The sequence below is a fragment of the Pontibacter brevis genome (assembly GCF_054779655.1).
Window position 1 is genome coordinate 38,472 of the sequence record NZ_BAAGXV010000021.1, and the last position, 24,319, is coordinate 62,790.

Genomic DNA, 24,319 nt, shown 5'->3' on the forward strand with positions numbered 1-24,319 from the left:
CATTTATGAAAATTGCCATTCTCTCCCGTAATCAGAAGCTGTATTCTACCCGCCGCTTAGTAGAGGCAGCCGAGCAGCGGGGGCACCAGGCTGTTGTATTAGACCACCTGCGTTGTGACCTTGTAATTGAGCAGGGCGACCCTCATATTCTTTACAAGGGCGAGCGTTTAACTGATATAGATGCCGTTATTCCGCGCATAGGGGCTTCCGTAACATTTTATGGTACCGCCGTGGTGCGGCAGTTTGAGATGATGAAGGTAAAGAGCGCGGTTGACTCCCAGGCCATCGTGCGCTCCAGGGACAAATTGCGCAGCCTTCAAATCCTGTCTCGTGCTGGTTTGGGTATGCCCAAAACAGCTTTCACCAATTATTCAAAGCAGACATCCGAGTTGGTGAAAGAAGTGGGAGGTGCCCCGCTCGTAATCAAGTTGCTGGAAGGCACACAGGGGCTGGGCGTGGTGCTGGCAGAGACAAGAAAAGCCGCTGAGTCGGTAATAGAGGCTTTTCATAACCTCAAAGCCCGTATCATTGTGCAGGAGTTTATTTCAGAGGCTGGTGGCGCCGATATCCGGGCGTTTGTAGTGAACGGCGAGGTAGTAGGTGCCATGAAGCGGCAGGGCAAGGAAGGGGAGTTTCGCTCTAACCTGCACCGAGGTGGCAAAGCCATGCTGATTAAGCTGACCCGCCAGGAGAAAGCAGCGGCTCTGTTGGCTGCGAAGTCGCTTGGCCTGGGCATTGCCGGGGTAGACATGCTGCAGTCCAAGCGCGGGCCGTTGATCCTGGAGGTTAACTCATCGCCAGGCCTGGAAGGAATTGAGCGCGCCACGCAAAAAGACATTGCAGGAAAGATAATCGAATACATGGAAGGGCTTACAGAGAAGAAGCTGAAGAAACAAGTAAAAGAATAGCATGCCTGAAACCATTGTGATCAACGGTAAAAGCATAGACCGTGGAGAAAAAGTGCTGACGAAATTAGCCATCAGCAAACTGCCCAGCGGTACCGTTATTGAAATACCCATCTATGTGTTCCGCTCTGTGCATGATGGCCCGGTGGTGTTGCTGATGGCCGGTATGCACGGAGATGAAGTAAATGGTACAGAGATTGTGCGGCGCATGCTCAGCAAGAAGATGCTGTACCCCCTGAAAGGCACCATCATTGCCGTGCCGGTGCTGAACATCTACGGTTTCCTGAACTTCTCGAGGGAGGTGCCTGATGGCAAAGATGTGAACCGCAGTTTCCCGGGTAACCGCGACGGCTCACTGGCCAGCCGCGTGGCCTACCGCTTCATGAAAGAAATCATTCCTTACGTTGACTATGGCCTGGACTTCCATACAGGTGGTTCCAGCCGCGCCAACTATCCCCAGATACGCTGCGTGCTGTCCGATTACCGGAACGAGGAACTGGCGCGGGCTTTCGGTGCTCCCTTTATACTGAACTCCCCTTACCGGCAGGGCTCGTTGCGCAAAGAAGCCGCCAAACTTGGCAAGTCGATCATGGTATATGAAACCGGCGAGTCGCTGCGGTTTGATGAGAAGGGTATTAGCGTGGGCATAGAAGGCACCTGCCGCGTGCTGCACCACCTGGGCATGATGGCAAACTTTACGCCGCCACATGAAGAGAGTGTGGTATGTATGAAAGACATCTGGCTCAGGGCAAAAAATGCCGGGTTGTGGCGCAGCTATGTCAGGTTAGGCGAGTATATCAAAAAGAACCAGAACATCGGTAGCATTACAGACCCCTATGGGGAAATGGAAGTGCGGCTGAATGCTCCTGCCTCAGGTTATATTGTCGGCCTCAACAACATGCCCGTCGTAAACCAGGGCGATGCGCTGATGCATATTTCTTTTTGAGAAGTGTGAGGTGCAGGCTGCCAGGTGAAGAACATTGGAAGGAGGGGAGCCGCTGTGAAAATTTGCAGCGGCTCCCTCAACTATATAGGAGTATAAGAGTATAGAAGTGAAATACACGGAAGCCATCCAGGGTGTAACCAGAAGCGTATGAAGAAAAAGAAGCCTTTTGCAAGCAAGTTCAGGTACCTGGTTCTGGCTGTTTTCTCTTTTTTAACGATGGGCTTTTCATGTGAAGAATATGTTGAACCTGAATACACCCACATCATCCAGGAGACGCTAACCTTAACTCCCTACAAAAAGACCTACAAGGTAGGCGACACTATCTGGATTGAGACCAATATTCCAACAGGTAAATACCTGTACGACACAAAGGTTTTCCAGAGAGTGCTTATCGACTCAGTGTCCCTGCCCCTGAACCTGAATTACTACAAGCTTTATAAGAACCCTTCGAGGACAATAGGCGATTTCATTAAGCCGGTACATGCTGACCTGGTAGAGAGAAAAAGTCCGTACCTGTCTTTTAGATACGCCTGCAACCAGCCTGATTATAACTTTAAAGTTGGGCTAGTACTGCTATCATCCGGTATATACTCCCTGCGTATACATGACCAGAACTACTTCTCTAATTGTATCACCGGCTCCCAGGCCTCTCGTTCAAGAATATACTATAAGTTTGATGTAGCCGATAGCAATAAAGATATTTTCCTGGCGATTCCTCCTATCTCAAGGGGCGGGTGGGGCACAGACAAAATGGATGCAAAAGAGGAATTTGTGCTGCAGGTGGAATGGTAAAAGCATTCATTAAATTGAAGGCTTCAAATAAGAAGAGCCCTCGCTAGAACTAAAGCGAGGGCTCTTCTTATTTGAGAAGGGTGTAGGTGCGGCGTTTTACTAATCAGTCATTTACTCCCTTAAAACACATATCGCACATGCAGTGCCGTGTCCCAGAAGCCGCCACCAACTGGTATGTTGAGGTAGGGCTTTACATCGGCACCAATGGTGAAGGGAATGTCGCGGATGTAGTACTCCAGGCCAAGCACACCGTCTATACCTACACCAAGAACATTGTCGTGATAGCGCCTGTGGCCACGGTCATAGTAGTCGTGCCCGTCGTAGAAGCCAATGTGGCCCCCCAGGCCATAGTACCACTGCAGGCCATTGGCATTAAATGCCGGCGCATGCTTCTCGTACAACACCGTTATAACCGTGCCTTTGTATTTAAAACTGGTGCTCACGATACCCTCCAGTGCAGCATCGCTCTTGATAAAGTGTTTCACCGTAAGGCCGGATGCGGCACCTCCACGGAAGCCGATGCCTGTTGTATACTGCTGCGCCTGCGCGCCAACTGCTATGCATAAAACGATAGCAAGTGCTAAAGAAATGCGGTAAATTATTGTCTTCATGAGAACGAAAAGGTTAATATATAAGCAATAGGTGTAGCTGTGCAGGGGGCACAGCGGCTGCAAATATAGAAATTCTAACGAAGCAGGAAGTGACTATTGTGTAAGGGGAGCTACTTTTTACTTTCTTTCTTGTAGTTCTGCAGGTAAGCAGTTTTCTGAGTACGGCGGCCAATCAGCTTAAAGAAGGATATAAACTGTTGCGCATCAAGCTGTAGAGCCTTGGCAAAAGGATCCGGTTTTCCCTTTTTCTCGAAGTCTTTGACGTAGTGTTCGCGCACGTGCTGTGCCTCATCCAGTTCCTGCGCGGCCTCTATGTGCACCAGTCCTGTCTTTTCCCACAGCTTGCGCCACCAGTCTATGGTGTGGATAAAGTACCAGTACTTCTGGTAGTCCTCGCGCAGGAAATCGGGCACCTGTTCCAGGGTTTCTATTTCCTTCGTAAAGCAGACGTCCACAATAGCAAGGTGCCCCTCCGGCTTCAGGAAGCGGGCAATATAAGGCAGGTATTTCTCATCGGTGCCGAAATAGGTGTAGGAGTCTACCACAATCACCACGTCGAAGTATTCTTCAGCAAAGGGGAGGGAGCGGGCATCGGCCTCCAGTGGTGTTACTTTGTTTTCGCAGCCGGCATCAAGTATGCGCTGGTAGTTATCGCTGGCAGAGATGGCATTATCCACCGCCCACACGTCTACACCAAATTCTTTTGCCAGAAAAATGGAGCTGATGGCTTTGCCACAGCCTAAATCCAGCACCCGCATGCCCGGCTTCAGTTCCAGGGACTTGGTGAGGCTTTCGAGGTTGAACAATACGTTTTCGCCCATAGAATGCTTGCGCACCCATTCCGGGTCATAGTGCGATACTTTCGGGAAGACGTGCTGTATAGGCTGAGAAGGCATAAGAAAGAGGCTGTATATGCCTGCAACTTACGCTGTGGCAGGCGCTAAAGTTTAGCGCCCAGTTCGGCAATGTCGTCTGAGGGGTGGATGTGTACCCCGGGCTTGTCCTGGGAAGCGGCGTAGAGCATCCCCTTGGCCACTGTTTCGCCCTCTATAGGTTTGTACTTCTCCAGTGGCCCAATCATCAGACTACTCAGGGGCTTCATGATTTTGGACGCCAGTTCTTCGCCTGTCCGGTGCTCTTCCCGCTCGCCCAGCAGCAGCGATGGCCGGAAGATGTGCACACTTGTAAAGGGCTGCTGCTGTACATGCTGCTCCATCTCGCCCTTTACCTTGTTATAAAAAACCATGGAACCGGCATCGGCACCCATGGCTGAGACCACCAGAAACTGAGAAGCTCCTTTATTAGCCGTAACCTGTGCCAAATCCACCACATAGGTATGGTCTACTTTATAGAATGCCTCTTTGGAGCCAGCCTTTTTAATGGTAGTGCCGAGGCAACAGAAAACATCGTCTGCCACCAGCTCGGAGCCATGCAGTTTCAGGTTGTTGAAGTCAACTACCCGCTGTTCCAGGTTGGGGTATATCAGGGGCAACTCGCGGCGGCCAATTGATACCACCTCACTGTAGCGTTTGCTCCTCAGGAGCAGGTTCAGAAGGTGTCCGCCAACCAACCCGCTGGCTCCTGCAATAAGGGCAGTTCTTACTTTTTGCATAAGTCATTCTCTTACGCAGACAGTACGTTCTTTATGGCTATATAGTCTAAAAAGTATAATAGTTTAACTGAAAAATTGTTGTTCTGGGGCACCTGGAGCGTTTTATACATATTGTCGATGTACCGTTCCATGATTTCGCTGGAGCTGTCCTGTATCGCGTTTTTCCATACCAGGCGCAGTTCGCTACCCGGTGCAAAACGCCAGCTGTATACCAGGTCCAGGGTAAAGGTATTGTAGTTGATGTCGTTGAATTTGGACAGGTCGCCGTTGCGTGCTAAACTGGTGGCCTGCAGCAAGCCTTCCGGGCTTAGTGCATAGAAATTCCTGTACTCCGCCCTGGACCAGTAGTGGCGCATGTTCAGCGTCAGGCCTGCCCGCTCGTTAAAGATATAGGCACTGGAAAGGGTGGTGCTCAAGGTGGTAACGGTGCGGTCGCCGAAGACAACGTGGTTGTAAGCATCCTTACCCGCATAGCCAATGTTGCGCTGCTCCAGCCTGTAGCTGTTGCCGTTCACAAACGAGAACTTGTCGTTTACACGGAAGCGCGGACTGAAGTTTGCCCACCAGCTGGTCTGGTCGTAGCGGTCGGAGCGCCAGAGGCCTGTGGAGGCATCGAGGGCCATGCGTTTGCGGTAATCGGTGCTGATGCCCAGGTTCGTGTCAAAGCCGCCTGGCCGGACAAACACCTGCGGAAAGCTCCGGGCCTCAAAGTAATCGTATCTGTCGCCGGGCCGGTAATTGAAGCTCCAGTAGGCGCTCATGAAGTTGCGGAAACGGACGTTGCTGCTGCCGTTCACGCTCAGGCTGATGAACTCGCGCGGCGCATACAGCATGCTGTGGTGGACGCTCAGGCTGTTGCCCCATGAGAGGAACTTCCAGACAGGCTGGTAAAAGCGGTAGCTGACGCCGGCGCTGGTGCTCATCTCGTTGTTGTTGCTGATGTAGCCCAGGTCGTTGATGTCGTAGGTGTCGGACTCCACGTTGTGGTTCAGGTAATACTGCAGGTTGCCGCTCACCTTCGCTAGGTTGATGTTGTACTGGTGCCCCAGCGTTATGTCCTGCAGCTGACCTTCCGCATTGGTGTACTTGCCATACAGCTGGCTCAGGTTACTGCCCGCCCTTAGTGCAAAGGTGTTGCTCTTGTCGGCAAGGCGCAGCTGCAGGCCCGACACATTGGCATCGTAAAGGCCTTTGCTGCGGGTTACGTTGGTGTTGGTGAAGGTGATAAAGGAGTTGCGCGGCAGCGTCTGGTCCAGCACAAATACATTGTAGTTGGTGAGCGGGTCTGTAAGTACTTCCCGCTTTTCGCCTGTAAGGGAGTCTTCCACCACGGCATACATGTTTTTGGTGAAGGCGTTGAAAACTCCGACACCCAGTCCTTTGCGGGTTCTGCCGGATACCTTGGCAGCATTCAGCAACTGTGTGACACCCGGGTTTTCGATGATGGCTTCGCCTGCCCGCAGGGAATCCTTTGCCGCGCGGTGCAGCAAAGGTGCTTGGCCAATGCGGCGGGAGTAAAAGAGACCTGCTTTGTTGAACAGTTCGGTTCCCTCAGTAAAGAAAGAACGGTTCTCGTTAAATTTTACTTCAAAAGGACTCAGGTTCAGTACCTGGTTATCGGACTGTGTCTGGCCAAAGTCCGGAATGAGCGTTACATCCAGGGTAAAGGCGTCGTTGATGCCGTACTTCACATCCATGCCGCCATTGATGGATTGCGTAACAGCCTTTCGATTTTCTTCTGCTTTACCCGGGTAGTGGTTTACGTAGCCTGAAATGTAAGGCATAAACTGCAACCGCACCGGCGACTGAATGCCGTCGATGCCAATGGCGCGGCCTTCCTGGTTCACCAGTCCCTCCACTGAATTGTCTACATAGCTCCAGAACGATTTCTCGCGGGTGCGCCGAATTACGCGCATGTAGTTCACACCCCAGGTCTGCACTTCTGCCTTCGGAAAGCGGATGGCAGCGTAGGGAATACGCATTTCCACGGTCCAGCCTTTGTCGTGCGTTTTCACGCTGCTGGCCCACACAGCATCCCAGTTCCAGTCTTCGCGGCCCTGTGAGTGCTTAATGTCCGTCTGCACCCCGGCAGCCGACACCAGGAAGGCAAAGGCATTTTGTTTGTCGTTGTAGGTGTCGAGGTACACCCCGAACATGTCAGCGTTGTTCTCGCCGGAGTCGCGCTGGCCAAGTTGGGTTAAAACGGAGTCGGGGGCGGTGTCGTGGAGCAGGGCGCCTATGTAGATGGCGTCGTTGTCGTAGAGCATGTATACCTCCGTCTGCTGCGACGAGGGCATGCCGTTCAAAGGATCGTAGCGTATAAAGTTTCGGGCAGGATATGCCTGCTGCCACACGTCAGGCTCCAGGTAACCGTCCAGTACAGGAGCCTGGGTTGTGCGGAGGGCTTTCGTGCTTTTGTTTTTCCTGGTGGATTCTTCTGGTTCGTTGCCGTTATCTGTTGCTGCAGCACTGCCCGCACTTAAAAGGAGTGCGAGCGCAAAGGGTATAAATTTGTTAAGCATAATCAATCGCTGGGCCTGGTGAAAGCACAGCCGGTAAAGGTGATCGAATAGGTTAGGTGCAGGCAATAAGTAGTGGTAGTAGGTGCGGCTGTTATTTCAGGCGGATGCTGTCTTCCTCCAGCTGTATCTTGCCTGCTTTGTACAGGCCTCCGATAGCGCGTTTAAAGGTTTTCTTGCTCATGCCTAAGGTCTTGTAGATGTCTTCAGGCGTGCTGTTGTCGGAAAGCGGGAGCCAGCCACTGCCCTGCAGCAGCAGGCGCATAATTTTATCGGCGGCATCCTCCGATTCACTCTTGACAGTAGCATCCGGCTTACGGAGCGTCACGTCAATCTTATTGTCCGGACGGATGGTTTTAACATAGCCGGTGACTTTATCGCCCATCTTTAGGTCCTGGAACACCTCGTTCTGGTAGAGCATGCCCATGTAGGCGTTGTTAATGATCACCTTAATGCCGATGTCGGTAAAGTTTGCTATCAACAGTTGTACCTCTTCGCCTTCGGTGAGTTGTATATTCTCGTTCTGCAGGTATTTGCCCAGCTTGGAGGTGCCCACCACACGGTCTGAGGTCTCATCCAGATACAGGTACACACAGTACTTGCGGCCTTCCTGCATCTTGTCTTTCTGGTTGTTAAGTGGTACCAGCAGGTCTTTCTCCAGTCCCCAGTCCAGGAAGGCGCCAAAAGGGGCGGTATCGGTGCAGGTGAGGCAGGCAAACTCACCTACGGTGGCATAAGGCTCCAGGTCAGTGGCAATTAAACGGTCTTCGGAGTCGCGGTACACGAACACGCGAATCGTGTCGCCCACCTGTGCTCCTTTGGGAATGTATTTAGCAGGAAGCAGGATGTCGCCGTCATCAGAGGAGAGGTACACTCCGAAATCCACTTCGCGTGCTATCTCCAGTTCGTTATAATTGCCAAGATCTACCATAATTTTATTTTCTGTGTGCTGTGTTGTCTATGTGTTTGTTCTTATACGGGATACCTTACAAATCTAACAAAATCCTGCCGCCGTTGAAAGCGGTAACAGTGGATCTATGGGAGTTGGCTATATATTTCGAGAAGAATATAGAAGAACGTGCCTGATTAGAAGAAAAGCGGGTGTGTGTCTGTTCTTGTGTGCTGTTCCAGCAACAAAAAAGGCAGCCTGTTCTCAGGCTGCCTTTCAGTTATATGTGTCGTCTAGCTTAAGCTTTTGCTTTGGAAGCAGGCTTTTTCGTTGTCGTTCTCAGTCCTCTTGAACCTGCTGAGGCTTTGTCCTCTTGTTCCAGAATATCCTCCGGTTTGTGCAGCAAACCAATAGAGAGTCCATCTTCACCTAAGAAGTGCTCAATGTGGTGGCAACGGTCTTCTGTTTTGAACAGGATGCCTTCCAGCAGGGTCTTGGTACCGAAGTCACTGTGTTCCATGGCAAGTTTGATAGACTTGCGCAACTCCACGGCTATCGTCTTCTCATCTTCCATGTCCTTCTGCAGCATCTGCCGGATGCGGAACTCGCCTTCTTCCTCATGCTCGATATAAGAAAGCTCAATCTGCTTTGCCGGGTGGCAGGTAGGCACAACGCCCATTACGGTCAGGCGCTCGGCAATGGCATCGTACTGCTCATGTATTTCATTGTAGTGCTCTTCGAAGAACAGGTGCAGGTCGCGGAACTGCGGGCCTTCTACAAGCCAATGGTGCTTGTGGTACTGGTTATATAAGATAATGAAGGAGGAAAGGTGGCGGTCCAGTTCTTTTGCCATTGTGGTGGCAGTGTCTTTTGTTAAGCCTACCGGGTTTCCTTCATATTCTGATTTCTCTCTAACTTTTTCCATAGTAATTGTATTCTTTTATTCTACACCTCTTTAACAGGTGCAGGCCTCAAAAGGATACGGGATTACCTAATAAAAGTCAGCTACGCCAGGGCGTGTAAACTGGAAATCGTGGAAATCATAATAGGGCCGCGAAGTATTAAAAATGCGGAAAGCCCTGACTTCCTCGTTAACCGGAAGCTTTGGGTAATAACTCAGGGAGAGCTGTATGGTGCTGAAGGACAGGTATTCATTCCGGAAGCGGAGCCCGATGCCATAGCCCCGGTAAGGCACATCTTTAAACGGCGAGCTTTTGTTTCCGGCAGAAAGCCAGGCTAGATCGGCAAAAACTACGGTGGCCAGTTTAAATCCGAAAAGAGAAAAGGGGGTATAGAGGTTTGCCTCATAATTGAGGGAGACACGGCGGGAGCCCCGCAAAAGAGTGGAGCGGAATCCGCGCAGCCCGTTTTCGTCATCAATGGAAAGCAGTTCTTCCGGGTTACGGTTAACGCCCCAGGTGCTGCGGCCCCAGACATAATGGCGTAGTTTCCAGTTCCCCCATTCCGATAGCTTTGTAAAGTATAAGGTTTCCAGTTGCAGTACCCCCTGTTCCCACTCGCCTTCCCGCACAAAAGAGCCATAGGAGGCTTTGCCATACAGGTAGCCGAAGTCGGTCTGGTATTTAGCCAGTGAGATGGAACCACTTAAGTACATTCGGTTTCTGAGGTCTCCATTCTCGTAGCCGGTCGTCAGGGAGAGGAGCGTACCGGCCGGAACATCCTCTGTTCTGCCAAAGCCAAACAGGTATCGGTCTTTGTAGTACTTCCGGATGCTGTAGCCCAGGCTCCCCATTACCAATATGTTGTCCTGAAAGCTGTCAGAAGGTTTAACAGAATAATCTGTTCGGGTAAAGCGCAGCCCCAGGATGAGGCGGCTGCGGGGCTCGTACCCCAGGTTATACGATTTAAAGCGGAAAGATCGGCCCAGCCAGGCATCCTGCTGGTTATAGCCCAGGGTGGCAAAGGTGGCAACGGTGTCGTCGGAGGTGGGGGGAAGCATGATACGTTGCTCTATCCAGTTCACGCCAACCGCACCGGCATACTTGGTGTTGGTAGAGAAGAAATCGCGGCGCAGGTGCACGCTTTTCTCTTTGTAAAAGTTCTTGTCAACGTAAGCCACATCAGCAGAAATGTACGTGCGGCCAATGTTCTCAATAGAATAATAGCCGGCGGCCTCCCAGGGGCGCGGCCTGTTGTTCAGGCCAAAGCGGTAGGAGGCCTCTGCCTGATGGCCCTGGCCCAGAAAGTTCAGCTCCCGCAGCGTTATGCGCCCCCGGCCGGAGGAGGGAGTGTAAGAGCCGGAGCCTCCCAAACTGAAGATGTCCTTTGTCACCACAAACACATCCACACTGTCTTCGGTGGTTGTTTCCTCATTCACAATGATGCGTGCATCCAGGATATAAGATGTCTGGCGCAACAAACGCTCCGACTCTATCAGTGCCAGTGGCTCGAGCGGTTCTTTTTTCTCAAAGAGCAGTTTATTGCGGATTTGGCCGCGGCCTGTTCTTACGTGCAGGGAGTTGCCCAGCTTTTCATAGAAGTTTCTCGGAACCCTGGAGGTATCGTGGACGGAGTAGCCAAAAGGTTTTAATGCCATGATATCGATGCGGCGCACAATTTTGTAAGTGTGCTTCTCATACTCTTTCTCAATCAGTTCGGCATCCAGCCCATACACTGCTTCATCCACCCTGTCGAATACCAGTATTGCTTTTAACAGCTTGCCCATAATTGTTTTCCGCTCTGACATCTGCCGCAGGTTCTCTATCACGCGGTCATCGAATTTCTGCCTAGTGGTATCGGTAAGGGTGGAGTCCTGCCTGAGCGGGGGAGTAGTTTGCTGTGCCTGGCACACTTCTACCAGCAGCAACAGCAAGCCTGCAAGGCATGCTATTGGTAAACGGCGGAAGTTTGGGTGCGAACTAAACATGAACAGGAGTTAACGGCGCTTTGGGTTACATTTTGCGCCTACTAATATAACGCTTTATTAAGCCAATAGTGTTTCCTGCAGATCATAAAATAGCATTTGCTACACAGTAGGTTGTTGTGGAAAGGAGGTGATTTGGTTGTGTGCTAACTTTTTTAGTTTATCAACAGGTGTTGATAACATTGTGTATAAAAAAATGCTAATAATATTGGTTTGATAAGCTGTTTGGCTGTACCTTTAAATTGTTAAAAGTACAGAACATCAGGAGTATGGACAGTAGGACGAGTGATAAGCTAAAGATATTAGCAGATGCTGCAAAATACGATGTATCCTGCTCTTCCAGCGGTGGGAAGCGCAAAAATGAGAACAAAGGATTAGGCAATGCTGAGGGCATGAGTATCTGCCACAGCTATACAGAGGATGGCCGTTGTGTCTCGTTGCTCAAAATCCTGCTCACAAATTACTGTATTTACGACTGTGCCTACTGTGTTACCCGCAAAAGCAACGACGTGGAGCGCGCCGCCTTCACGGTGCAGGAGGTAGTAGACCTGACGATAAACTTCTACCGCCGGAATTATATAGAGGGCCTGTTCCTGAGCTCAGGCATTTTCAAAAATGCGGATTACACGATGGAGCGCCTGGTGCGGGTGGCTAAAAAGCTGCGGCAGGATCATAAGTTCAATGGCTACATCCACCTGAAAACAATACCGGGTGCCAGTGAGGAACTGATAAAAGAGGCAGGGCTGTATGCCGACAGGCTGAGTGTGAACATTGAGCTGCCGTCGGAAGCAAGTCTGCAGCAACTGGCACCGGAGAAAAACTATACGGAGATTCTGCTGCCGATGGGGGCCATCAGCCAGCAGTTGGTGCAGGCAAAGGAAGAGAAGAAGCTGTTTAAGTCGGCACCTGTCTTTGCGCCTGCCGGCCAGAGCACGCAGTTGATTGTAGGAGCCTCTGCCGAGAACGACCACCAGATTCTGCAGCTCTCGGACCAGTTGTATAAGTCTTTTAGCCTAAAGCGCGTGTTTTATTCCGGTTATGTACCAGTGAGCAGCGACAACCGTTTGCCCATCATCACAGAGCCTCCCATTATCCGCGAAAACCGCATTTACCAGGCCGACTGGCTGATGCGCTTCTATGGCTTTGATGCAAAGGAGATAGTAGACGAGCAGCACCCGAACCTGGAACTGGATATTGACCCGAAGCTGGCGTGGGCGCTGCGCAACCGCTATGCTTTTCCGGTGGAGATAAACACAGCCGATTACGAGCTGATTCTGCGGGTGCCGGGCATTGGGGTGAAATCGGCTAAAAAGATTGTATCGGCGAGGAGGTTTACGCTGCTGGGCTTTGACCACCTGCGCCAGATGGGAGTGGTGCTGAAAAGGGCAAAATACTTTATCACCTGCGGTACAAAAAGCCTGCAGAAACAGGAGCTGGACTCACAGCAGATTCGCAACCGGATTCTGTTTGGCGATGGCTCTGTTCGAAGCGCGCTGCTAACGCAGCAGCTGGATTTGTTCCGTCAGGTTGGCTAAAAGAGGGGGCATGTATGGAGAAAGGAAAGAGAAAGGGGAAGCTGTATGTGCAGCGTCGTTTGTCTTTAAAAACAATGGCCGCAGCAAAAAAGAAATTAGTTAAATCAAATCATACATCTAATTCTGTTCAAACAAAAGAAATTACTGTCATGAGAAAAAACCAGAAGGTTGCCCGTGTGTCTCTTTGCTGCAAGCTGAATATGCTGGTTCCGCAAATACAGAGCCTGACGGCCAGGATGCAATCAGAGCCCGGAGACAAAAGCCGCAGCAATTATACCGGAAGCAAATAACACAGCCTGTATAGCCATGCACCTTTACACCTATGATGGTACTTTTGAAGGGCTGCTGACAGTGGTGTTCGAGGCCTACGAGCGGAAAGCGTGGCCTACGGGCATTGAGCAGGAGCAGGTGGCGCAGCCCAGTATGTTTGGGGAAACCATTGCGGTGGTGGCAGACGAGCAGAAGGCGCAGCGGGTATGGCAGGGCTTGCAGAAAAAGCTGTCGGTTGGGGCTCTGAAGGAGCTTTATTATACCTATCTGTGGGAGCAGCCAGGCTTTGAGCAAATCATTTTTGACTACGCTCGTCTGGCTTTTGGAACGGATGAAAATATAGAAGGTAATTTTGCCGCGCCCTGTGTGCTGCAGGTACAGCAGGCAGCTAAGCAGGTGCACCGTGAGAAGCACAGGATGGAAGCCTTTGTGCGTTTCCAGAAAACAGCTGATGAGTTATTTTACGCCACTATTTCCCCCGACTTTAACGTGCTGCCGCTAATTGTAAGTCACTTTAGCAAAAGGTACGCCGACCAGCGCTGGGCAATTTATGATACCCGCCGCCGCTATGGCGCCTATTATGACCTGCATACTACTGCTTTCATGAACTTAGAACTACCACCCCTGCAGCGCACAAAGGTGCCTCATGCTGCGCTGGATGTGGAAGAAGACAAATACAGGCAGCTGTGGCAGGTATATTTTGAACACGTCAACATTCCGGAGCGCAGGAACCCCAAACTACACCTGCGCCACATCCCCAGGCGCTATTGGAAATACCTGTCGGAGAAACAGCCTCAAGCGCTTCGTTAGCAGCTTCTGGTGCATCTACCCAATGTTTTGTATTAAAAAAAGAAAATTATTGCACTGAAGTTGCAACCATTTCCGCTTAAAATACGTTTAATATTATATATATTACTTTTAAGTTGTAACTGCAGGAACAAATCCGGGGCAAGCTTTGCCTCGATTTTTATGCTGCGCAAAACATATCATGCACTATGAATTCAAGGGTACGAAAGAAACTAATTCAAGTAGCCCGAGGTCGGGCGCACCTGATGTCCTTCCAAAATCTTATCTACGAGGCTGAACTAGGCCTGAACTTAGAAAACAGTTATGAGAAGTCGATGCTGACGGAAGTAATCGACGAGATTTCAGAGAAAGAACATGCGGCTGGCAGGCCCCTGCTAAGCGCATTGGTTCGCGTAAAAGGACAGAAAAACCAGGGTGACAACTTCTTCAGGCTCTGCGAGCGGCTTGGCTATGGTAGTTGGAAAGATTTGAAACGAAACCACAAATTTATTGAGGAACAGCGGGAAGCATGCCGCGAGTTTTGGCAGGACGGAAAAAACTTTAAATCTTACTTGTAATAAACAGGAGGTAAACCCTCTAAAATAATAAAAGGTAGAGCGACAGCACTAATTCACTTAGGCTGTCGCTCTACCTTTTTTGCGTATTTAGCAGCCTTGCAAAGTACCGCTGTTTCTCCTCGGAGCAGCACCGACCTACTTCTGCCGAACCTGAAAGGAATTTAGGTTTCGCTATAGTACAATTCTATTTTACAGTTATAACTCCCGAACCAAATATTGATTGCTGCATCACCCTGATAGAGTTGAATCCAGACGAAGCAGCTACTGATTACTAAAAAGGAAGGCCTTGAGTTGGTTCAGATTTTAGAACCCGTTCCTATGGCGGAGTGGCGCCTTTAGGCTATTTTTTATATTGAATTTATCCGAGCCTGGTCTGCTCTCCTTTCCAGGAGTGGGAATAAATTAAGTAACAGTATAGCGCTTAAAAGCCAGATTTACAGATGCTGAGGCATATAATTAAAATATTATATATTTATATTGGATATATAAAGTAATATTATTTTATTTAGATAAACCTTAGAAGCTTGCTGCTGGCGCTGAAGGAAGCATCAAAAGCCTGAATTCTAAGTTACAGAAGCGCTTTTCAAACATATACCTAATTCTATTCACTGTACAAAAGCTTGTCTATGAAAGCAAAACCTTCCACTAAACTCTTCCTGTTGTTTTTCCTGTTCTGCGGCTCATGGTCGGAGGGATGGGCGCAAGCTGCTAAGTTCGGCAAAATTGATGAGGCAGAACTAGCCATGCGCACCTATGATAAAGACACCAGTGCAGCCGCCGTTATCTTGTCTGACTATGGTTATACTTCCTTTAACCTCACAGGTGAGTTACAGGTGGTTACTCAGCGCCACATGCGTATCAAGATCCTGAAAAAATCCGGCTATGACTGGGCAAATATTTCGGTGCCATACTACATGAATGGCTCTACCAAAGATAGGGTAGGCAGCATCAAAGGATTTACATACAACCTCGAAAACGGCAAAATCCAGAAGGAAAAGCTGGATTCCAAAACTGTTTTTGATGAGCAGCGCAATGAGTACTGGCACCTCAAGAAGTTTACAATGCCCAATGTAAAGGAAGGTTCTGTGATCGATGTCAGCTATGTGATCATGTCTGACAGGGTGTACAACATGCGGGAGTGGGAGTTTCAGACAACCATACCTACTGTCTGGAGCGAGTACCGGGCTAGTATACCCCAGTACTTCGATTACAAGTTTCAGATGCAGGGCTATCACCCCTTGCACAAAAACGACAAGCAGAATCAGGGAGGGAACCAGATTGTTAACAATGCCTATGTGTGGGTGATGAAAGATGTACCTGCCCTGAAGGAGGAAAAGTACATCACCACCCTCGGTGACTATCAGTCTAAAATAGAGTTTGAGCTGCAGCAGGTGAATATACCCGGTAGGGGCGCCGAGGTCATGACAGGAAACTGGAGCAAGGTAACAGATGACCTGCTCTCCTCAAGCTCCTTCGGCACACAACTAAACCGCAGCGGTTTCTATAAAGATGACCTGGCTGCCATTAGCGCAAAGCATAAGGAGCCGGAAGAGCAAATGAGAGCCATCTATGAACTGGTGCAGTCGCGGATGAAATGGAACCAGCACTATGGCGTTTATACCAGCAACCCTATCCGGAAGGCATATGACCTGCGGCAGGGAAGTGCGGCAGAAATCAACCTGCTGTTGACCTCCATGCTGCTGGAGGCTGGTCTGGATGCGGGTCCGGTGCTGGTAAGTACCCGGGAGCATGGCCGTGTAGTTACATCCTACTCCCCAATGATAAACAAGTTTAATTATGTAATAGCGCATGTGAATGTGGGTGGCAAGGAGTATTTGCTGGATGCCACGGACCCGCTGCTGCCTGTGGGCATGCTGCCGTTCCGCTGCCTGAACGGCAGCGGCCGCCTCATCAAGAAAAATGATCAGCGCTGGGTAGAGCTGAGTGCCAACACTACCTACACCAGGTTATTCGATGCAACTATCACCATCAGTCCGCAGGGAGAGATAACAGGTACTGGTCACGAATCTGCCGGCGGTTATAAGGCGCTTTACATGCGTAAGGAGATTTTAGATGAAGGGGAGAGTAAGTTTGCAGAGAGCCTGGCCAAAGAAGTGGGTGATTTTAAAATCAGTAAGCCCCAAATCAAAAATCTGCGGGATGTAAACAAAGCGCTGGATATTACCTATAACATCAGCGCCGGTGGCAGTGGCCAGGCAAATCACATCATCTACCTAAACCCTATGCTGGGGCAGGCCGAGGAGGAAAATCCTTTTAAGCTGGAAAAGCGCCTTTACCCTGTTGATTTCGGTACACCGATAGATGAGACATACATCTGCCGCATCACTATACCAGAAGGCTATGAGTTGGATGAGATTCCGAAGGGTCTGATTGTAAACCTGCCTGAGAAAAGCGGCCGCTTTATGTATGTGGTGCAGCAGGAGGGTAATACGTTGCAGGTGCTGAGCAAGGTCAGCATCAGTAAACCAATGTTCTCAGCTCCTGAGTACGCCGGACTGAAAGAGTTTTATAACCAGATCATAGCCAAGCAAGCGGAGCAGGTCGTGCTAAAGCGAATTGCAGCGAACTAGCCTGAGGCTTAAGCAGCCGATTCAAACTTAAAAAAGATTTCTATGTGCAAGATTTATACTTTTCTCTGGCTACTAGCAGGCCTATTGCTCTTACAGCCACAGGCTAGTGCAGATGGCCTGCGCAGCCTTCGTGAGCCTTCAGAGGATACCAACATTATTATTCGCTCAGAGGAGACCATGTTTACGGTCACATCCATCAGCAGCGGCACAACTAAATATAAAGTGTCCATCACTATTTTGAACATTAAAGGAAACCATCGGGCTAAGCTGCGTGTAGGTTACGATAAGCTGCAAAAGGTAAGCTACATTAAAGGCACTTCCTACGACCGCTCAGGCAACAAGATCAAGAACCTGAAGAACAAAGACATCACAGATGTGAGCGCCATAAGTGATTTCTCCTTGTTTGAAGACAACCGGGTGAAGATTGCGGATCTAACCCATACTGTATACCCCTACACGGTAGAATTTGAATATGAACTGACTTCCAGCAACCTGCTGTTCTACCCCGGTTTCTATCCGCAGGACGAAGAGGGCCTGGCGGTGGAGAAGGCAAATTATGTAGTGCAGATGCCAATAGGAATGAAACTGCGCTACCTGGAGAGCAACATGCCACAGCCGGTAAAGAAATCAACTACTGCCACACACGAGGTATATAGCTGGCAGGTGCAGGACCTGAAGCCGGTAGAAACCGAGCCCTACGGTCCCGGGCTGGAGGAGCTGGTGCCGATAGTACGCACCGCGCCGACTGACTTTGAGGTAGAAGGCTACAAGGGCAATATGGAGACCTGGAAAAGCTACGGGCTGTGGGTAGAGCAACTCAACAAGGGGCGCGATGTGCTGTCGGAGGCTACAAAGCAAAAGCTGACGCAACTGACATCTAAAGCGAAGACACAGGAGGAAAAGGTGCGGATAGTATACGACTATCTGCAGGGTAAAACCCGCTATGTATCTATTCAGTTAGGTATTGGCGGCTGGCAACCCTTTGAGGCCAGCTTTGTAGATAGCAAAGGCTACGGCGACTGCAAAGCGCTTACTAACTATACACAAGCCATGCTCAAAACCGTTGGCGTACCGTCTTACCAAGCCCTGATACGTGCCGGAAACGGCGCGCCGGCTATCAGGACCGACTTCCCCAGCAGCCAGTTTAACCATGTGGTGCTGTGCGTGCCCATGGCCACTGACACGCTGTGGCTGGAATGCACCAGCCAGACAGAGGCCGTAGGCTACTCCGGCAGCTTCACCGGTGGCCGCCATGCGCTGCTGATAACCCCTGAAGGTGGCAAGCTGGTAAAAACACCCGATTACCTGGCCTCCGACAATGCTCAACTGCGCAACATTAAAGTAACGCTGGATGAGAAAGGCAGCGGTAGCGCCAGCGTAGTCAGCCGCTACACAGGCTTGCAGCAGGAGTCGCGCGACAATGCCATACAGCACCTGCAACCGGAAGAGCAGCGAAAGTGGTTGTACCAGCAGGTAAAAATACCCGCTTTTGAGATAAACAAACATGCTTTTGTGCAGCAAAAGGACAAATTGCCCGCAGTAACAGAGCAACTGGAGCTAAGCCTGCGCCAATGTGCGACCATCAGCGGCAAGCGCATGTTTGTGACACCTAATTTGATGAGCAAGTGGACGTATGTGCCGAACCAGAAGGAAAAGCGGCTGACGGAGGTGGTGCGGGGCATGGCTTTCCTGGATGTGGACACGGTGGAGTTTGAGCTGCCAATCGGCTACACAGTAGAGTTTGTACCGCAGGATGTTGTGTATCAATCTGTTTTCGGGGAGTACAAAGCCACTGTGAAAGTGGAGGGGCAGCGGGTTATCTACATGCGCCGCATGCAAATGGGAAAGGGCCGCTTCAGCCCGGACTCATACACGCAGTTAGTTACTTTCCTGAACAACATCATCAAGGCAGACAGCCAGCAGATAGTTTTTGTGAAGAACATCCCGTAAAGGGCTTCCTGTAAAAAGCCAGAGCATTTGAAACAGTATTTTAGTCTCAGGCTGCTTTAAAGCAGGCGGCATAGCAGGCCCCGGAAAAATTGAAAAATTTTTTTCCGGGGCCTGCGTCTTTTCAGGAGCGGCCTCGTCATCAGGGTGTAAAAAGAAAAACACCTAAAAGAGAGATAGCCATGAAAAGATTCCATGTAAACGTGCGCGTAAAGAACCTACAAGAGTCAACAGCATTTTACACCGCCTTATTTGCCTCGGCGCCCACTGTGCTGAAAGAAGATTATGCCAAATGGATGCTGGAGGACCCGCGCATTAATTTTGCTATCTCGCTGCACCCTGAGAATACGGGAATTGAGCACCTGGGAATACAGGTGGAAAGTGAAGAGGAACTGGCGGAAGTATACGGCAACCTGAAAAATGCAAAAGGCGCCATTCGCGAAGAAGGCAAATGCACCTGCTGCTATGCCAAATCTGAGAAGTCGTGGATAACCGACCCGCAGGGCGTGGACTGGGAAGCGTTCTATACGTTTGGAGAGGCAACTGTATACGGAGAAGGTACCAACGCCAGAATTGCAGCAGAAACAGTAAGCGCTTAGTTATAGGAACAAATAATATATCGTAAAACAGCAAGTGAGCAGCAGGTATTGTATATTTATACCTGTTGCTCATTTATTCTTTCCGGATATTTTTATGCAAACGATGTGTCTGAGTGCAGTGCTGTTAACGGAGATGCAGCCTGAACACTATCCACAGGTAAAAGAAATATATGAAAGAGGCATCGCTACCCGCCACGCTACTTTTGAGACAAAGGCGCCGGAGTGGGAGGAGTGGGATGCCAGGCACCTGCCAGGGTGCCGCCTGGTGGCTCTGGCTGACGGTGGAGTGGCGGGTTGGGCTGCGCTTACGCCTGTATCAGGCAGGTGCGTGTACAGCGGCGTGGCCGAAGACAGTGTCTACATACACCCGGGCTTCAGGGGAAGAGGCATTGGCAAACTGCTGTTGAGTAAGCTTGTAGAGCTGTCGGAGCAGCAGGGCATCTGGACGCTGCAAGCGGGCATCTTCAAAGAAAACGAAGCGAGTATAAAGCTGCACGAGCAGTGCGGTTTCAGAAAAGTGGGCTACCGCGAAAAGCTGGGCCAGATGTACGGTGAGTGGCGGGATGTTTACCTGCTGGAAAGAAGAAGCACAACAGTCGGAGTATAAATATTAGTTATGAAAAACTGCTGCATCAATCCTGAGCAAATTAAAGCGGCTGCCACAGACGCCTGTGCAGCTGTGGCTCCTGTATTTCTGGCTTACGAAGCACAGCTGAAAGGCTTTGTACAAAAGCGGGTAATGGATAAAGAGGTGGCGGATGATATTCTGCAGCAGCTCTACCTGAAGCTGTACAAAAACTGTGAGCAGCTGCAGGAAGTGCAGAACCTGAAAGCCTGGCTTTACCAGATTACCCGCAACACGGTGTATGATTTCTTCCGGGAAAACAGCCGTCGACAGCCTTTGGACGCGGAAACAGAGCTACTGGCAGAGGAGTTGCCCGGGCAGGAGCGCCACGAGGTAGAGGCCCTGGTGGAGCCGCTCATCAGCCTGCTGCCCCCGGAGTACGCCGAGCCGCTCCGCCTGAGCGAACTGGAAGGCATCAGCCAGAAGGAAATCGCGGAACGGCTGGGCATTTCCTATTCAGGTGCCAAGTCCCGTATCCAGCGCGGCCGCGAAAAGCTGAAGCAGCTGTTCCTGGAGTGCTGCCACATAGAGGTGGATAGGAGTGGTAACTTAATTAGTGCAGAAGTCCGAAAAGATTGTGCTTCTTTACAGGAAATGAAGAGCAGGTAAAGCCTCCTTACTTGCTCTTCATCAGCAAGAAGTCTATCAAAGTATTATTTTTCTTATTTTGTAGTTTCCCGTTTCTGAAACGTACAAAATACTATCTGAGACTAGAGCTAAAGCCGAGGGCCAACTAAACTTTGCCTGCACACCTGGCCCATCAAGATAACCTCTTTCGCTACCGGCCAAGGTAGTGACTTTACCCTCTGGCGATATCATCCGAATCCGGTGGTTGTTGGTGTCAGCAACATATATAGTGCCATCCGGTGCTATAGCTATTGATAAAGGGTCATTAAACTGTGCAGTTGTCACATCGGCATCAGTATACCCGATACCACCCCCGGTCATAGCACTAACAACGCCTTCAGGGGTGATCTTACGGATTTTGGAATGAAAATCTACTACATATAAATTATTGTCTTTTCCCACAACAATTCCTCTTGGCTGAAGGAACCTTGCCTGAGACCCGGCTCCATCTGCATATCCTGCTTCACTTCCTGCTAAAGTAGATACAGTTCCATTAGGCGTAATCTTACGGATTTTGTGATTATTCGCATCAGTAACAAACAAATCCCCATTAGGAGATCTGGCAATATTGAATGGGGCAGAAAATTGAGCTTCTGCTCCTGTTCCATCAGCGTAGCCACTTACACCACCTGCAAGCGTTCTGACAGTGCCATCTGCAGTAATGGTGCGAATTGTATGAAAATCCGTAACATAAAAGATTCCGTTGGAGCCCAAAACGATTCCGCTTGGAATAGTAAGTTGCGCGCTGGCACCCACTCCATCAGTGTGACCACGGGTACTACCAACGAAAGTACTGACTTCCCCACTCGGGGAAACCTTCCTTATTTTATCATTGCTCTGATCGGTAATATAAAGATAACCATCGGGAGACACGGCTATTTGGGGAATTTCTGAAAATTGCGCCTCTGCTCCTGTTCCGTCTGCAAAGCCGCGTGTACTCCCGGCGAGAGTAGAAACTGCTGCGGTAGCAATAAAGCCGAACTGTTGGCTTTCTATACTCCTTCCATTCGCTTTCACTTTGAAATTGCCATTACCCGCCCTTACCGGAACAGTGACCGTTAACCTGGTTGAGGAAGCAGTAATAACTTTGGCAGGCTTATCATTTATAGTAACCTCGTTCTCACTTAAAGTACTGCTAAAACCTGTTCCTGTAATTGTTACTATGCTTCCTGTCGGTCCTGTCTCCGGGGATATAGATGAAACAGTTAAGGAAGAAGAGGGGGCATCAGCCTTGTCACAGGACATGAATGCCACAGTAGAGAAAAGAAGCAGGTATAACTTGTTCATGTAGGTGTTCTTATGTAACAATTATATACATATATTTTTAGATATAGAGCGTTCTGTGAAACTATATTTTTACTGCCCTTTTCAAGCTTTATTGTTGATAAATCATGTAGGAAAAGCATCGGTATAAGTTTTAAGCGCAAACAGAATTACTTCTATAGCTGATTCTGTTCGCGCTTAAAATTTGTACCGCAACTGCGCCTTTACATCCGACCTTCGGGGGCCTTCAATGGTTTCAAGGAAAGAGCCGATGGTGTCCTGGTTGCGGTAGTACGTTATTCCATACTTTACCCAGATATCGAGCTCGCGCAGGAGCCGGAACTGCAGCAGTGCATAGAGGCGGGTGCCCCTGCCGCTGAATGCCGGAATAGAGAAAGCGCCTAGCACGTCGCGCTCATAGGCATACTGGCGGGTGTTGTAACTGTCGGTGTCGAAGAGGGCGTAGCGGGTACTGAGGCGAACTTTGTTAAAAGTAAAGTTCACATCCTGCGCAATCAGGTATCCCGTAGTTCGCGGCGACTCCTGGCTGTAGGTGCTGAACTGCACCCGCGATTTCAGGTTCAGCGTGCGGGTAGGGGTGGTTTCGTAGTAGACCAGGTAATTACGCCGCTCCGCCTGTGCCACATAGTCTATGTTGGTGGCGTTACCTGGTACATTGCGTCCCTTGCTCTCATAGCGCATCTGCGCATAAAGGCCGCTCTGCCGGTTAGGCCTGAAGTACAGCCGCACTAAATATTCATGACCATAAGAGGGGGCGTCCACCAGGTAGCGCAGCCACGGAAACCGGAAGCGGTCATAGTAAGCTGTGATTTCCCACTTGGGGAGAGGTCTTATTTTGATGCCCGTGTAAAAGCCTTGTTCATTGATGTTGCGGGTGCCCTCACCAAAAGCGTTGCCATAGAATGTATGGAAATTACGGGCATAATAGCGGTACAGCATCGAAAGCTCTACGTTATTGGCCAGGCTGGCGATAAGGCCGTTGATGCTGCCTACGCCACCACCCTTGCTCATAGCCGTTTCCCCGAACAGGTACACGTTCTGCCAGGTGTAGCTGTAGTTTACGCCGATGTTGTAGTTGCTGGTACCGTTAAACTCAAAACGCTGGTAAGGTGCTCCGGCCTTCTGAATAGGAGAACTGTAGTGGGTGCCCAGTGCGGTAATGCCCGCTGAAAAAGCTTTATCACGGGACTGGTAAGAGGCGTTGGCCCCATACACCTGTTCCCGTACCTGGTGTTTGTTGGCCAGTTCAGTAGGTGTCCGGTGGAAGCCGGTGGTTTGGATACCGGTGAAGTAGTTGTTGAAGGTGCTCAGCGTGTTTTGTTGTTCTTGCAGGTTGGCATCCACCCTTTTGTCGGAGTAAAAGCCGGTGATGTCTGTTTTGCCTGCTGTATAGGTAACTGCTGCTCCCCGCAGAAATGCATACTCCAGCACCGAACTGTAAGGCCGGATACCCAGGTTGGGCCTGCTCACGGTGGTAATGGTTTCGCTGCCTTTGCCCACACTATAGCCTGATGAGAGCAGCAGGCCCTGCCCGAACTGCAATTGGTAATCGCCGAGGGCTATTGTTTTGAACCTGCCCCTGTTGTATAGCTGCAGGTGCGCCGTGTAGTAATCGAATCCGTAGCGGCGGGTGCCGGGCGACCAGGTAAACTCCTCTCCGGCGTCTTTCTCTGCCGTAATGCCAAAGCTGTAGTCGCGGGCGTGGCTTACGCGGTAGCGCAGGAACAGTTTGTTCGGGGAACCCAGGTACCGGGTAGTAGAGCGGCTGGTCGTATCTACTGGTGCATAACCCCGGCGTTGCTGCAGCGTGCGCTCATACCGCAGCACCAGTGCGTTGTTGTCTTCGCCGATTACACGTTGCCACAGCGGCCGTTGGTCTGCCTGGAGGCCTGCATCCTGCACCCGTACAAAAGGGAGCAACTGGTAAATGGTGAGCAGGTCAAAGTCAGGGATGGCCTGTAGCTCATAAATGCTCAGGAGTTTCCCGTTTTGTTCTATGTACTGGAAGAAGGAAGCAATCTGCGGGCGCGAAAGCAGGTAAAGGGAGGCCAGTTCCTCGGGCGTGGTATGGTTGAGGTCGATGGGGCGCTGGTAATACTGGAAAAGCGTTTCGTAGAAGTCTTCGTAGTTCACTGTTTCATCATCCTGCTCTGCAAAGAGCTCCTGCACCAGCAGGTCAAGGTCGATGTTCTGGCGTGCGTAATCCTGCGCCTGCAGCGGCAACACAAGACAAAACGTAATCCAGCTTAGCAGTAATTTTTGAACCATAGGCTATCGGAAAATCTAATGCTTACTTATACCATAGTGCTTCTTTTTTGA

The 24,319-nt window shown here is 50.2% G+C and carries 21 protein-coding genes; 12 read left to right on the top strand and 9 right to left on the bottom strand.

The genetic code is table 11. From position 1 onward, the window contains the following. Positions 1-5: 5 nt before the first annotated feature. From rimK to ACYVB1_RS05575, 3 genes are all read left to right on the top strand, one after another. The gene (rimK, locus tag ACYVB1_RS05565; RefSeq protein WP_460921491.1) at positions 6-908 is read left to right on the top strand and encodes a 30S ribosomal protein S6--L-glutamate ligase; all 903 of its coding nucleotides are present in this window, start codon (positions 6-8) and stop codon (positions 906-908) included. A 1-nt stretch (position 909) separates the two neighbouring features. Further along, positions 910-1,851 (top strand): succinylglutamate desuccinylase/aspartoacylase family protein, encoded by a 942-nt coding sequence (locus tag ACYVB1_RS05570; RefSeq protein WP_460921494.1) that lies wholly within the window; start codon positions 910-912, stop codon positions 1,849-1,851. A 147-nt stretch (positions 1,852-1,998) separates the two neighbouring features. Then, a complete protein-coding gene (locus ACYVB1_RS05575) occupies positions 1,999-2,643 on the top strand; it encodes a hypothetical protein (RefSeq protein ID WP_460921497.1) in 645 nt (214 codons plus the stop codon). A gap of 119 nt (positions 2,644-2,762) precedes the next feature. Here the strand turns inward: ACYVB1_RS05575 and ACYVB1_RS05580 are convergent, their stop codons facing one another. From ACYVB1_RS05580 to ACYVB1_RS05610, 7 genes are all read right to left on the bottom strand, one after another. Then, positions 2,763-3,254, bottom strand: a complete 492-nt coding sequence (locus ACYVB1_RS05580) for a hypothetical protein (RefSeq protein WP_460921500.1) — start codon at positions 3,252-3,254, stop codon at positions 2,763-2,765. A 110-nt stretch (positions 3,255-3,364) separates the two neighbouring features. Beyond that, the gene (locus ACYVB1_RS05585; RefSeq protein ID WP_460921503.1) at positions 3,365-4,150 is read right to left on the bottom strand and encodes a methyltransferase domain-containing protein; all 786 of its coding nucleotides are present in this window, start codon (positions 4,148-4,150) and stop codon (positions 3,365-3,367) included. A gap of 44 nt (positions 4,151-4,194) precedes the next feature. Next, the gene (locus tag ACYVB1_RS05590; protein WP_460921506.1) at positions 4,195-4,866 is read right to left on the bottom strand and encodes an oxidoreductase; all 672 of its coding nucleotides are present in this window, start codon (positions 4,864-4,866) and stop codon (positions 4,195-4,197) included. 11 nt (positions 4,867-4,877) lie between these two features. Next, positions 4,878-7,388, bottom strand: coding sequence for a DUF5916 domain-containing protein (locus tag ACYVB1_RS05595; RefSeq protein ID WP_460921509.1), 2,511 nt, complete (start codon positions 7,386-7,388; stop codon positions 4,878-4,880). Between the two features lie 91 nt (positions 7,389-7,479). Beyond that, entirely contained in the window at positions 7,480-8,316 is an 837-nt protein-coding gene (locus tag ACYVB1_RS05600) for a CvfB family protein (protein WP_460921512.1), read from the bottom strand. Positions 8,317-8,572: 256 nt separating this feature from the next. Beyond that, complete coding sequence (locus ACYVB1_RS05605) at positions 8,573-9,199, bottom strand: Dps family protein (RefSeq protein ID WP_460921515.1); 627 nt, start codon at positions 9,197-9,199, stop codon at positions 8,573-8,575. 66 nt (positions 9,200-9,265) lie between these two features. Beyond that, positions 9,266-11,161: a BamA/TamA family outer membrane protein gene (locus ACYVB1_RS05610; protein ID WP_460921518.1), complete on the bottom strand. Its 1,896-nt coding sequence runs from the start codon at positions 11,159-11,161 to the stop codon at positions 9,266-9,268. Between the two features lie 266 nt (positions 11,162-11,427). Between ACYVB1_RS05610 and ACYVB1_RS05615 the strand changes: the two genes are divergently transcribed. The 9 genes from ACYVB1_RS05615 to sigZ all read left to right on the top strand — a co-directional run bounded on the left by ACYVB1_RS05615 (position 11,428) and on the right by sigZ (position 20,698). Then, positions 11,428-12,693, top strand: a complete 1,266-nt coding sequence (locus ACYVB1_RS05615) for a putative DNA modification/repair radical SAM protein (RefSeq protein WP_460921521.1) — start codon at positions 11,428-11,430, stop codon at positions 12,691-12,693. Between the two features lie 149 nt (positions 12,694-12,842). Beyond that, complete coding sequence (locus ACYVB1_RS05620) at positions 12,843-12,983, top strand: hypothetical protein (protein ID WP_460921524.1); 141 nt, start codon at positions 12,843-12,845, stop codon at positions 12,981-12,983. Positions 12,984-12,999: 16 nt separating this feature from the next. Beyond that, positions 13,000-13,773 carry a TIGR03915 family putative DNA repair protein gene (locus ACYVB1_RS05625; protein ID WP_460921527.1) on the top strand — a complete coding sequence of 258 codons (774 nt, stop codon included), beginning with the start codon at positions 13,000-13,002 and terminating at the stop codon, positions 13,771-13,773. A 185-nt stretch (positions 13,774-13,958) separates the two neighbouring features. After that, positions 13,959-14,327, top strand: a complete 369-nt coding sequence (locus ACYVB1_RS05630) for a hypothetical protein (RefSeq protein ID WP_460921530.1) — start codon at positions 13,959-13,961, stop codon at positions 14,325-14,327. 626 nt (positions 14,328-14,953) lie between these two features. Then, entirely contained in the window at positions 14,954-16,918 is a 1,965-nt protein-coding gene (locus ACYVB1_RS05635; RefSeq protein WP_460921533.1) for a DUF3857 domain-containing protein, read from the top strand. Between the two features lie 42 nt (positions 16,919-16,960). Next, the gene (locus ACYVB1_RS05640) at positions 16,961-18,868 is read left to right on the top strand and encodes a DUF3857 domain-containing protein (RefSeq protein ID WP_460921536.1); all 1,908 of its coding nucleotides are present in this window, start codon (positions 16,961-16,963) and stop codon (positions 18,866-18,868) included. Between the two features lie 179 nt (positions 18,869-19,047). Then, positions 19,048-19,464, top strand: coding sequence for an ArsI/CadI family heavy metal resistance metalloenzyme (locus tag ACYVB1_RS05645; RefSeq protein ID WP_460921539.1), 417 nt, complete (start codon positions 19,048-19,050; stop codon positions 19,462-19,464). A 94-nt stretch (positions 19,465-19,558) separates the two neighbouring features. Beyond that, the gene (locus tag ACYVB1_RS05650; RefSeq protein WP_460921542.1) at positions 19,559-20,071 is read left to right on the top strand and encodes a GNAT family N-acetyltransferase; all 513 of its coding nucleotides are present in this window, start codon (positions 19,559-19,561) and stop codon (positions 20,069-20,071) included. Positions 20,072-20,080: 9 nt separating this feature from the next. Continuing rightward, complete coding sequence (sigZ, locus tag ACYVB1_RS05655) at positions 20,081-20,698, top strand: RNA polymerase sigma factor SigZ (protein ID WP_460921545.1); 618 nt, start codon at positions 20,081-20,083, stop codon at positions 20,696-20,698. Positions 20,699-20,734: 36 nt separating this feature from the next. Here sigZ and ACYVB1_RS05660 read toward each other — a convergent pair whose 3' ends face one another. Both ACYVB1_RS05660 and ACYVB1_RS05665 read right to left on the bottom strand, forming a co-directional pair. Continuing rightward, the gene (locus tag ACYVB1_RS05660) at positions 20,735-22,003 is read right to left on the bottom strand and encodes an IPT/TIG domain-containing protein (protein ID WP_460921548.1); all 1,269 of its coding nucleotides are present in this window, start codon (positions 22,001-22,003) and stop codon (positions 20,735-20,737) included. Between the two features lie 174 nt (positions 22,004-22,177). Beyond that, a complete protein-coding gene (locus ACYVB1_RS05665; protein WP_460921551.1) occupies positions 22,178-24,268 on the bottom strand; it encodes a ComEA family DNA-binding protein in 2,091 nt (696 codons plus the stop codon). Between the last annotated feature and the right edge of the window lie 51 nt (positions 24,269-24,319).